The 12,113-nt window shown below is 70.6% G+C and carries 7 protein-coding genes; 5 read left to right on the top strand and 2 right to left on the bottom strand.

All coding sequences use genetic code 11. The annotated features are described in order from the left end of the window. The first annotated feature begins 11 nt into the window (after positions 1-11). Together ACGFYN_RS30605 and ACGFYN_RS30600 are read left to right on the top strand one after the other, a co-directional pair. The gene (locus ACGFYN_RS30605; RefSeq protein ID WP_393869137.1) at positions 12-2,753 is read left to right on the top strand and encodes an alpha-mannosidase; all 2,742 of its coding nucleotides are present in this window, start codon (positions 12-14) and stop codon (positions 2,751-2,753) included. Between the two features lie 68 nt (positions 2,754-2,821). Then, positions 2,822-5,800 (top strand): glycoside hydrolase family 2 TIM barrel-domain containing protein, encoded by a 2,979-nt coding sequence (locus tag ACGFYN_RS30600; protein ID WP_393869301.1) that lies wholly within the window; start codon positions 2,822-2,824, stop codon positions 5,798-5,800. Positions 5,801-5,823: 23 nt separating this feature from the next. Here ACGFYN_RS30600 and ACGFYN_RS30595 read toward each other — a convergent pair whose 3' ends face one another. Then, the gene (locus tag ACGFYN_RS30595) at positions 5,824-6,543 is read right to left on the bottom strand and encodes a DinB family protein (protein ID WP_393869300.1); all 720 of its coding nucleotides are present in this window, start codon (positions 6,541-6,543) and stop codon (positions 5,824-5,826) included. A 281-nt stretch (positions 6,544-6,824) separates the two neighbouring features. Here ACGFYN_RS30595 and ACGFYN_RS30590 point away from each other — a divergent pair, with 281 nt between their 5' ends. The 3 genes from ACGFYN_RS30590 (at position 6,825) to ACGFYN_RS30580 (ending at position 11,218) form a co-directional block, all read left to right on the top strand. Then, positions 6,825-8,192, top strand: a complete 1,368-nt coding sequence (locus ACGFYN_RS30590) for an RICIN domain-containing protein (RefSeq protein ID WP_393869136.1) — start codon at positions 6,825-6,827, stop codon at positions 8,190-8,192. Between the two features lie 54 nt (positions 8,193-8,246). Beyond that, positions 8,247-10,427, top strand: coding sequence for an RICIN domain-containing protein (locus ACGFYN_RS30585; protein WP_393869135.1), 2,181 nt, complete (start codon positions 8,247-8,249; stop codon positions 10,425-10,427). 74 nt (positions 10,428-10,501) lie between these two features. Further along, complete coding sequence (locus ACGFYN_RS30580) at positions 10,502-11,218, top strand: NPP1 family protein (protein ID WP_393869299.1); 717 nt, start codon at positions 10,502-10,504, stop codon at positions 11,216-11,218. Positions 11,219-11,231: 13 nt separating this feature from the next. Here ACGFYN_RS30580 and ACGFYN_RS30575 read toward each other — a convergent pair whose 3' ends face one another. Continuing rightward, the gene (locus tag ACGFYN_RS30575) at positions 11,232-12,092 is read right to left on the bottom strand and encodes a LysR family transcriptional regulator (RefSeq protein WP_393869134.1); all 861 of its coding nucleotides are present in this window, start codon (positions 12,090-12,092) and stop codon (positions 11,232-11,234) included. Between the last annotated feature and the right edge of the window lie 21 nt (positions 12,093-12,113).

Here is a 12,113-nt window from a genome sequence, read left to right as displayed (position 1 = left end):
TGTCTGCCTCCATGCCCAACTCCGCCGTGTTCGTACCCCACTTCCACTGGGACCGCGAGTGGTACGAGCCGTTCCAGGTCTTCCGGCACCGGCTCGTCACCGCACTCGACACCGTGCTGGAGACGGCCGAGGCGGACCCGGACTTCCGCTTCACCGTCGACGGGCAGATGGCCGCGGTCGAGGACTATCTGGAGATGCGGCCCGAGAACCGCGAGCGCGTCGCCGCCCTGGTCCGCGAGGGCCGGCTCGCCATCGGGCCGTGGCTCATCCTGCTCGACGAGTTCCTCTGCTCCGGCGAGACCATCGTGCGCAATCTGCGGATGGGCTGGGCGGCCGCGGAGCGCCTCGGCGGCGCGATGCCGATCGGCTATCTGCCGGACATGTTCGGCCACGTCGCGCAGATGCCGCAGATCCTGGCCCGCGCGGGCATCGAACACGCGGCGCTGTGGCGCGGTGTACCGGGTTCCGTCGACGGTCACGCCTTCCGCTGGCGTGCTCCCGACGGCTCCGAGGTGCGCACCGAGTTCCTCTTCGACGGCTACGACAACGGCCTCGACGTCCTGCTGGTACCGGATCGGATAGGCAGTGCGCTCGGCGAGTACGACCGCATGACCGCCGAACGGTGGGGCGGCGACCCGGTGCTGGCGATGGCGGGCACCGACCACCACGCGCCGGACCCGCAGTTGGCGGCCTGGCTGCGGCACGCCTCCGGCGAGGAGCGCCCGATCACCGTCGCGACGCTCGACGAGTACGTCCGAGCCCATGTACGGGACGAGGTGCACTCCGTCGTCACCGGCGAGCTGCGCAGCCATGTGCGCGGCAACATCCTCCCGGGTGTGCTGTCCGTACGCCTCGGCCTCAAGCAGCGCATGGCGGTGGCCGAGCGGACCGTCGACCACGCGGAGCGCATGAACGCGCTGTGGTCCCGGCGCGACGACTCGGCGTTCCTCTCCCTCGCCTGGCACAAGATCATCGAGTCGACCGCCCATGATTCCGTGGTCGGCTCCGGCACCGACGAGACCTGCGACCAGGTCGCGGCACGCCTCGACGAAGCCGCGCAGACGGCCCGGGCCGTGCGGGACGCGGCGCTCGCCGAGCCGGCCGCCCTGGTGCCGAGCGACGGTTTTCTGGTCGCCAATCCACTGCCGTCGGCGCGCACGGCGCTGGTCGAGGTGGATGTCGTAGCACCTGCCGAGGGGTCCACGCTGATCGCGACCACCGCCGACGGAGCGTCGCATCCGGCGCAGTTGGTCTCCGCGGCTCCGACCGTGCTCAGCGACGAGCGCCTGGACGCCTCGCAGTTGGAGCGCGTGCTGCGCCGTATCCACCGCCGCGAACTGTTCGGCCGGCAGATCGACCACTACGAACTTACCCCGAACTCCCTGGTGTTCCATCTCGCGGAGGTGCCGACCAGCGGGCCCTTCGATCTGATGGTTCTGCGCGGCGAGGTCGCCGCCGCGGCGTCCGCGCATCCGGGCAGGTGGCGGGTGCGGACGCTGACGGAGGCCCGGGCCACCGCGCTGGTGGCCGTCCCCGTCCCGGCCTCCGGACTGGCCGGTGTGCGGGTCGCGGCGAGCGACACGTCCCCCGCCCCGGCGACGCGGTCCGCCCCTGCCACGGCCGCCTCCGGCGCGCTCTCCAACGGGCTGGTCGAGGTTGCGGTCGCCGCCGACGGCACCTTGGACGTGACCGGCGTCGACGGCACAATCCTGACCGGCGTCGGCCGTCTCGTCGACGGAGGCGACCGCGGCGACAGCTACAACTACGCGCCCCCCGCCCTGGATGCGCCCGTCTCGGAACCGACCAGGGTCACCGTCGAGGTCCTCGAAAGCGGCCCGCTGCGCTCCAGGGTGCGGGTCACGCGCGTCTACGAGTGGCCCGCCGCGCTCTCCTCCGACCGTGACGTGCGCGGCTACCGTACGGTGCCGACGCCGGTCGAGATGCTGGTGGAACTGCGTACGGGCGAACCGTTCGTCCGCATCTCCACGTCGTTCCTCAACCAGTCCGCCGACCACCGGCTGCGCCTGCACGTGCCGCTGCCCGAACCGGTGACGACGTCGGCGTCCGCAGGTCAATTCGCCGTCACCGAGCGGGGGTTGACCGCCGAGGGCGGCTGGGGCGAGTATCCGCTCCCGACCTTCCCCGCGAGTTCCTTCGTCTCGGCGGGAGCGGCCACCGTCCTGCTCGACCACTCCACCGAGTACGAGGTCGTCGACGGCGGCTGCGCACTCGCCCTCACCCTGCTGCGTGCCGTCGGCTCGATCAGCGTCAACATCCACCCCCTGCGGGACGAGCCCGCGGCGAGCGAGATCCCGGCGCCGGGAGCGCAGGAACTCGGCATGCGGATCGAGCACCGCTTCGCCGTCGTGCCCTGCGCGGCCGGCTGGCGCGAGGCCGGCGCGGTGGCCCTGGCCGAGGAGTTCCGCAACGACGTACTCGTGGTCCGCGGAACGGCGCACGTCGACGGCCGGCTTCCCGAGGACACCACCGGCGTGCAGGTCGAGGCCCGGGACGTCCACGTCTCGAGCATCCGTCGCGTCGGCGACGGCGTGGGTGGAGCGGGAACCGAGATCCGGCTGGCGGCCATGAGCGACAGCCCGTCGCACGTCCGCGTGACCGGCGCCTTCACCCAGGCCACCACGGTCGACCTGCTCGGCCGCCCGCTCTCCCCGCCGCCCGGGTCGGAGCCGGTGCGGGACGGGCTCGAATTCACCCTCGCTCCATGGGAGATCCGCACCGTCGTGCTCAGATGAACGTGCCCCGTCGGCCCGCACCTCCCCTACAGACAGCGCCTGTTGCTACGAAGAAAGTTGTGACCCCTTTGCCTTCCGAACTCTCCGCACTTGTTTCGGACACCGCACCAGGGCGTGGCGCACTGCGGCCGGCACGCTCGTGGCTGCACTCCGACGCCCCCTCCCTCTCCCTGAACGGGCCTTGGCGGTTCCGCCTCTCCCCCACGGCCTCGGCGCCGGAGGACTTCGCGGCCGACGGCTACGACGACGACGGCTGGGACAGCATCCCGGTGCCCTCGCACTGGGTGCTCCAGGGCGACGGCGCCTACGGCCGGCCGATCTACACGAACGTCCAGTTCCCGTTCCCGATCGACCCGCCCCACGTCCCGGACGAGAACCCCACCGGCGACTACCGCCGCCCCTTCGACCTCCCCGCCGACTGGTCGGACGCCGACCGTGTCGTGCTGCGGTTCGACGGCGTCGAGTCGCTCTTCCGGGTGTGGGTGAACGGCGTCGAGGTCGGCAGCGCGAGCGGCAGCCGGCTGGCACACGAGTTCGACGTGACGTCCGAGGTGCGCCCCGGCGGCAATGTCGTCGCCGTGCGCGTGCACCAGTGGTCGGCGGCCAGCTACCTCGAGGACCAGGACCAGTGGTGGCTGCCGGGCATCTTCCGCGACGTCACCCTGCTCGCCCGGCCGGCCGCGGGCATCGAGGACGTCTGGCTGCGGACCGGCTACGACGACGGACACGGGCGCATCGACCCGGAGGTCCGCGCCGATCCGGCGGCCTTCCCCGTCACCCTGCGCATCCCCGAACTCGGCGTCGAGCAGGTCTGGGCCTCGGCAAAGGACGTGGCCCCGGTCGACGTCGCCGGCGTCGAGCCCTGGTCGGCCGAGCGGCCCCGCCTGTACGACGCCACCGTGTCCTCGGCCGCGGAGAGCATCGCCCTGCGCGTCGGCTTCCGTACGGTCGAGATCCGCGGCGACCGGTTCCTGGTCAACGGCCGCCGCGTCGTCTTCCACGGGGTGAACCGCCACGAGACCCACCCCGAGCGCGGCCGCGTCTTCGACGAGGAGCACGCCCGCGAGGACCTGGCCCGCATGAAGCGGTTCAACGTCAACGCGATCCGCACCAGCCACTACCCGCCGCACCCCCGGCTGCTCGACCTCGCGGACGAACTCGGCTTCTGGGTCATCCTCGAATGCGACCTGGAGACCCACGGCTTCGGCAAGACCGACTGGGCCGGGAACCCGAGCGACGACCCCACATGGCGCGCTGCCTATCTCGACCGCGTCCGACGCACCGTCGAGCGGGACAAGAACCACCCCAGCATCGTGATCTGGTCGCTGGGCAACGAGGCGGGGACCGGCAGCAATCTCGCCGCCATGTCGGCCTGGGTCCACGCCCGCGACGCCGAACGCCCCGTGCACTACGAGGGCGACTACACCGGTGACTACACCGACGTCTACTCCCGTATGTACCCGTCGGTCCTGGAGACCGAGCAGATCGGCACCGACGGCTCGCGCGCACCGCTGCTGGGCTGCACTCCCGCGCAGGGCGCCCGGCAGCGCACCAAGCCGTTCCTGCTGTGCGAGTACGCCCACGCGATGGGCAACGGGCCGGGCGCGTTCGACCAGTACGAGGCTCTTGTGCACCAACACCCGCGCCTGCACGGCGGGTTCGTCTGGGAGTGGCGCGACCACGGCATCCTCGCCACGGCTCCGGACGGAACGCCGTACTACGCCTACGGCGGCGACTTCGGAGAGGTCGTGCACGACGGCAACTTCGTGATGGACGGCATGGTGCTGAGCGACGACGTGCCGACGCCGAGCCTGCACGAGTTCAAGGCGGTCGTCCAGCCGGTCCACTTCACCTTCGACGGCGACAAGCTCGCCCTCACCAACCTGCGCCACTCGGCCGACACGTCGGACCTGCGCCTCCGCTGGCGCGTCGAGCACGACGGAACGCTCGTGGAATCCGGGGACCTGGACACTCCCGTCGTCGCGGCGGGCGGGTCGGGGTGGGTGCCGCTGCCGCCGGTCACGGTGTCCCCGGACGCCGAGACGTGGCTGACGATCGACGCTGTGCTGGCGGTGGAGACCGCGTGGGCGCCGGAGGGACACGTGGTGGCAACCGCCCAGCTGGACCGCTCGGTTCGGCGCCCGGTCCCCGTTGTCCGGCACCGGGCCGAATGGCAGCCGGCCGCGGGAACGCTGACGCTCGGCGCCGCCGAGTTCGTCGAGGGAACCCTCGTCCGGCTCGCCGGCCGTGCCGTGACCGGACCCCGGCTGGAGCTGTTCCGTGCGCCGACCGACAACGACGAAGGCGCGTCCGACCGGCTCGACGGGAGCGACGACAGCGCCCTCGGAGTGTCCAGTGCCGACCTGTGGCGACGGGACGGTCTCGACCGGCTGACCTCGCGGCGCGTCGCCGTGGAGCACGCTCCGGACGCTCTGCGCACCGTCGACAAGGTCTCCGCGGCGAACTCCGCCCTGTCGGTCATGGTGGAGTCCGTCTGGTCGCTCGACGACGGCGAGCTGGAGCTGCGCGTGGAGATCCAGCCCTCGAACGGCTGGCAGACGGTGTGGCCGCGGATCGGGGTCCGCTTCGATCTGCCCGACGGCACGGCCCCCGTCGACGCCGCCGAGTGGTTCGGCCTGGGCCCGTTCGAGTCCTACCCCGACAGTCTCCACGCGGCACGCACGGGCCGGTTCTCCGCCACCGTCCACGATCTTTCGGTCGACTACGCCCGCCCGCAGGAGACAGGACACCGCTCCGCACTGCGCCGCCTGACACTGAGCAGTGGCGACTCGGAAGTGCTGTCCCTGGTGGCTCTGCCCGACACGCGCGGGCGTCGCCCCGGCTTCACCCTCAGCCGCCACACCCCGCAGCAGATCGCGGCGGCCGGCCACCCCTTCGAGCTCCCCGACTCGACGACGAGTCATCTGTTCATCGACGCGGCCCAGCACGGCCTCGGCTCACGGGCCTGCGGGCCCGACGTGTGGCCCGAGTTCGCGCTGCGCCCCGAGGCACGCACCATCAGGCTTCGGATCACCGCGGCGCGATGAGGACGGGTCGTCTCTCCTCCCGCCTACGTGCGAGGGGAGAGACGCGCCCGCCAGAGGTCCCGTAGCAGCGCGATCTCGGCCATGTGGTGGATGAGTTCGAGGTTGATCCCCCACAGGACGGCGATGTAGGGCTCGTCGGGATTCGAGCCGTACGGGTACTGCGAGAAGCCGACCGTGTCGAGCTGCTCGTCGCTCACGGTCGCCACGCTCTCGCGCCAGCGTTCCACCGTCGCCCAGAACCGTTCGACCGCCAGGGCGGCGCTGGGCGTGAACTCGACCAACTCGTGCGGATCCCGGCGCCGTTCGCCGAAGGTCCACTCATGGTCGCCCGCGAAGTTGGAGTGCAGATGCCCCAGCCGCCACGCGATCGTGGTGACCGGCGACGCGTCGGGTTCGACCGGGCCGGTGTGGGCGAGGACCTGTTCGACCCGCTCGACGCTCACGGTCCAGTCCGCGGCGACCTTCTCGATGGTCATGCCGGCGGCCACCTGCCGGGCCACCTCGGCGTATTCACTCGCCGGGATGTCCGCGGCGCCTTTGTCGAGCACCCACTCCCCCGGCCCGAACGCCCTGGCCGTCGTCGCCTCGCCCCGGCGGCGGATGGACCAGGAACCCGGTGCCGGCTCCCACAGGTACTCTTCGTCGCCGAGGCCTGTGAGCCGCACCTCGGCCATCTCCCTGGCGCAGTCGAACTGGTCCAGCAAAAGGCCGAACCGGTCGGTCCGGACGCCCGTCGTCTCCATGCCCACTCCCCCGTCGCCGGTCATCTGCCGCGCTCCCTCCAGCCGGAGGCTAACCGTTCACGCTCGCGCGCCGCGACGAATTTCCCCGTCCACGGCACGAGTTGGCGCCACCCCGACGCGACCTCCTCAACTCCCTTCCATCAACTCTTACTTCACACCTTGACGTAAGTGGTCCGTACCTTTAGTTTCACCGGGCGACCCCACCCCCGCGCGTGCACTCGTCCGTTCACAAGGTGAATGCGGCCCCGGGTGCACCACCCCCCACGAAAGGCCGTCCCGCCATGGCCAGACCGAGACCTCTCCCCGTATCCGCCGTTCTGACGGTCACCGCTCTCACCCTCTCCACCGGTCTGCTCTCCGCCTCCCCCGCGCAGGCCGCCACCGGCACGATCACCGGCCTGGCCGGCAAGTGCCTCGACGTCGCCGGCGCCAACTCCGCGGACGGCACCGCCGTCCAGCTCTACGACTGCAACGGCACCGCAGCCCAGCAGTGGACCGTCGGCAGCGACGGCACCGTCCGGGCCCTCGGCAAGTGCCTTGACGTGACCGGCAATTCGACCGCCGACGGCGCCCAGCTCCAGCTGTGGAGCTGCTCGGGCGGCGCGAACCAGAAGTGGACGGTCACCGCCGCGCACGACATCGTCAACCCACAGGCCAACAAGTGCATGGACGCCACCGGCAACTCCTCGGCCAACGGCACCCGTGCCCAGATATGGAGCTGCACCGGCGCGGCCAACCAGAAGTGGACCGCGCCCTCCTCCGGCGGCTCCACCCCATCCGCCCCGATGGCCGTGGCGCCGTACCTCTACAACGGCTGGGGCGACCCGCCGAGCCCGACCACCATCACCGACGCCACCGGCGTCAAGTGGTTCACCCTGGCCTTCGTCCTGAGCAACGGATACTGCAACCCGCAGTGGGACGGCAGCCGGCCGCTCACCGGCGGTGTCGACCAGCAGACCGTCAACACCGTGCGCGGCAACGGCGGTGACATCATCCCGTCCTTCGGCGGCTACAGCGGCAACAAGCTCGAGAGCTCCTGCTCCAGCGCGGGCGAACTGGCATCCGCCTACCAGAAGGTCATCAACGCCTACGGGCTCAAGGCCATCGACATCGACATCGAGGCCGACGCCTACAGCAACCCCACCGTCCAGCAGCGCACCGTCGACGCGCTCAAGACCGTCAAGGCCAACAACGCCGGTCTGAAGGTGTACATCACCATCGGCACCGGTCAGAGCGGACCCGACACCAGCCTCATCAACCGGGCCGCATCCTCCGGCCTTTCGGTCGACGCGTGGGCGATCATGCCGTTCGACTTCGGCGGTGCCGGCCAGAACATGGGCAACCTCACCAAGCAGGCCGCCGAGGGCCTGAAGTCCGCCCTGAAGAGCGCCTACGGGTACAGCGACGACCAGGCCTACCGGGACATGGGCATCTCGTCGATGAACGGCATCACCGACAACAACGAGACCGTCACCGTCAACGACTTCCAGACCATCCTCGCCTACGCCCAGCAGCACCACCTGGCCCGACTGACGTTCTGGTCCGCCAACCGCGACCGCCCCTGCACCGGCGGCAGCGCCGACAGCTGCTCCGGCGTCGGCCAGTCCAACTGGGACTACACCCGCGTCTTCTCGCAGTACACGGGCTGAACTCCTGCTGATCCTCCCCCAGTTGCCACCCCCGCCTTCGGCAAGGAGAAACCCATGCCTTCCCTTCCACGCCCCGGCAGATCCGTCGCGGCCGCCGTTGTGGCCGTGACCGCCGCATCGCTGCTCGGCGGCAGCCCCGCGCAGGCCGCGGCCACCGCGCTGCCCACCGGCTTCGCCACCGTCATGAACGCCGCGAGCGGCCGCTGCCTCGACGCCAAGGCGGCCGCCACCGTCAACGGCACCGCCGTGCAGCAGTACTCCTGCAACGGCACCAACGCGCAGCGCTGGAGCTTCACCGCCACGAGCGACGGATACGTCCGGATCAACAACGCGGGCGACACCAACCAGGTCGTGGACGTCGCCGACGTCTCCACCGCCGACAGCGCACAGGTCCACCTGTGGACCTACGGCGGCGGCGCCAACCAGCAGTGGCTGCCGGTCGACGACGGCGGTGGGGCCTACCACTTCGTCAACCGCAACAGCGGCAAGTGCCTGGACGACGCCGGTGCCTCGACGGCCGACAGCGTGCAGTTCGTGCAGTACGCCTGCAACGGCACCGCCGCCCAACGCTTCCAGGTGGTCCCGGTGACCCAGTCGGGCAGCAGCCCCGACCTCGGCCCGAACGTCGCCGTCTTCGACCCCTCGATGTCGTCCTCGACGATCCAGAACAAGCTCGACTCGATCTTCCAGCAGCAGGAGACCAACCAGTTCGGCTCCCAGCGCTACGCCGTGCTCTTCAAGCCCGGCGCCTACAGTGCGGACGTCAACGTCGGTTTCTACACCCAGGTGCTGGGTCTCGGGCTGTCGCCGGACGCGGTGACGGTGAACGGCGCGGTACATGCCGAGGCCGACTGGTTCCAGGGCAACGCCACCCAGAACTTCTGGCGCGGCGCGGAGAACCTGTCGGTCAACCCGGCCGGCGGCGCTGACCGTTGGGCGGTCTCGCAGGCGGCGCCGTACCGTCGCATGCATCTGCGCGGCAACCTCGCGCTGGACGACGGCGGTTGGTCCAGCGGTGGTCTCCTCGCCGACAGCAAGATCGACGGGCAGGTCAACTCCGGCAGCCAGCAGCAGTGGCTGACCCGTAACTCCCAGCTGGGCAGCTGGACCGGCTCCAACTGGAACATGGTGTTCGCCGGCAGCACGGGCGTCCCCGCCACCAGCTTCCCCAAACCGCCCTACACCACGGTCGCCCAGACCCCGGTCACCCGCGAGAAGCCGTTCCTGTACGTCGACGGATCCGGCGCCTACCAGGTCTTCGTGCCGTCCACGCGCTCCAACTCCTCCGGCACCAGCTGGTCGAGCGGCACCTCGGGCACCTCGCTCTCGCTGGACAGCTTCTACGTCGTGAAGCCGGGCGCGACCGCGTCGCAGATCAACTCCGCACTCGCCGCGGGCAAGAACCTCCTGGTCACCCCGGGCGTCTACCACCTCGACCAGACCCTTCAGGTCAATCGGGCCGACACGGTCGTCCTCGGCCTGGGCCTCGCCACGTTCGTCCCCGACAACGGCGTCACCGCGATGAAGGTCGCCGACGTCGACGGCGTGAAGGTGGCGGGCCTGCTGTTCGACGCGGGCACCACCAACTCGCCCTCCCTGCTGGAGGTCGGGCCGAACGGCTCCTCCGCCTCCCACGCGGCCGACCCGACCTCCCTCCACGACGTCTACTTCCGCGTCGGCGGCGCGGGCGTCGGCAAGGCGACCACGAGCCTCATCGTCAACAGCGACGACGTCATCGGCGACCACATGTGGATATGGCGCGCCGACCACGGCAGCGGCGTCGGCTGGACCAGCAACACGGCGGACACCGGAATGATCGTCAACGGTGACGACGTCACCATGTACGGCCTGTTCGTGGAGCACTTCCAGAAGTACCAGACCATCTGGAACGGCAACGGCGGGCGCACGTACTTCTACCAGAACGAGATGCCCTACGACCCGCCGAACCAGGCGGCCTGGATGAACGGCTCCACGCAGGGCTACGCCGCCTACAAGGTCGCGGACTCCGTCACCAGCCATCAGGCGTACGGCCTGGGCAGTTACTGCTACTTCAACGTCAACCCCGGTGTGGTGGCCGCGCACGCCATCGAGGCGCCGAACACCTCGGGCGTCCGCTTCACCGACATGGTGACCGTCTCCCTCGGCGGGACCGGCACGATCAGCCACGTCGTCAACAACACCGGAGGCCCGTCCAACTCCGGCACCAACGTGGCCAACCTGACCAGCTACCCGTAGGAGCCGACGTGCGTAACCCCCTGTCCTCCGCGCGGAAGGCCCGCAGGTCGGCGATCGCCGCAATCCTCGGTGCCATGGCCCTCGTGGTGGCCCTCCCGGCCCAGGCCGACGCCAGTGTGCTGACACTGCTGCCGCAGAACGCCGACGGCCTGGAGCAGACGTTCTCCCCCGCCTACGACTACGACGGCGACGGCTGCTACACCACCGCGGCCATCGGCGCCGACGGCACCATCAACCCGGGCCTGAAGCTGGGCGGCGACGTCAACGGCCACTGCCACGACTACGCCCAGCTCGCCAACGCCAACACCTACTCACGCGAGAAGTGCAACAACGGCTGGTGTGCCGTGATGTACGCCAGCTACTTCGAGAAGGACCAGGCCACGCTGGGTCCCGCCGCCATCGGCCACACGCACGACTGGGAGCACGTGATCGTGTGGATCAACAACAACCAGGTCCAGTACGTGTCGGTGTCGCAGCACAGCGGCTACCAGGTGGCGGCCGCCTCGGCCGTCCGGTTCGACGGCACGCACCCGAAGATCGTCTACCACAAGGACGGTGTCTCGACCCACGACTTCCGCTTCGCCAACTCCAACGACGAGCCTCCGGAGAACGCCACCGGCGGCTGGTTCTACCCGCGCCTGGTGGGCTGGAACGGCTATCCCGCCGGCTACCGCGACAAGCTCCTGAGTGCCGACTTCGGCGCGGCCACCATCAAGATCAAGGACGGGGACTTCGCGTACGGCCTCGCCCACTCCATGCCGTCAGGCATTCCGTTCGACCCCAATGCCTGATGCCGGACGGCAACTACCCGATGTGGCGCAGCAGTTCCGCGACCGCGGGCGGTAGGTCTCCCCTGGGGTGAACGATCCGCATCCGCCAGGTCGGTGCGTGCGCTGCGAAGCGGCGCACCGACAGGTCGGGGAAGCGGGCGGCCAGGGATGCGGGCAGGATGCAGACGCCGAGGCCGTGGCGCACCAGGTCGGTGGCGCCGAGGACGTCGTTCACCTCGAAGGTGGTGGCGCGTTCGACGGCGGCCGAGCGCAGGGCCCGGTCGACCGAGGTGCGGATCGCCCAGCCCAGCGGGAAGTCCACCAGCGGCAGCGCCACCGCCTCGGCCAGGGTCACCGGCCGTTCCGGCAGACGAGGGTCCGCCGGAGCGGCCACCAGGACCATCTCCTCCTGCGCCAGTGCCCTGGTGGCCAGGCCGCGCAGCCGGGCGGAGTCGAGGGCGACGACGGCCAGGTCGACGGTGCCGTCCCGCAGGTCCCGCGGAATGTCGTCGGCGGGTGCCTGCCGCAGTCTCACCGCCACGCCCGGGTGTGCGCGGTGGAAGGCGGCCAGTCCCGGGGCGAGTCCGGCGTAGAGCCCCTGCATCACGCCGATGGTGATCTTCCCGCGCAGTTCCTCCTGGGCGAGGGCGACGGCGGCGCGTGCCTCCTCGGCGGCCTGGAGGGCCGTACGGGCGGACGCCAGGAAGGCACGCCCGGCAGGGGTCGGCGTCACCCGGTGCGTGGTGCGCTGGAAGAGCCGGGCGCCCAGTTCGTGCTCCAGCGCGCGCACCGTGGCGGAGACCGCGGACTGCACCACGTGCAGCCGTCGCGCCGCGGCGGTGAATCCGCCTTCTTCGGCGACCGCGACGACGACCGCCATCTGCCGCAGCTCCATGCGCCCGCCCTCCGCCTGCCC

The sequence above is a fragment of the Streptomyces sp. NPDC048419 genome, from assembly GCF_043200415.1.
Classification (GTDB): domain Bacteria; phylum Actinomycetota; class Actinomycetes; order Streptomycetales; family Streptomycetaceae; genus Streptomyces.
Note: the sequence above shows the minus strand (reverse complement) of the source record. Positions and strands in the feature narration are given on the sequence as shown.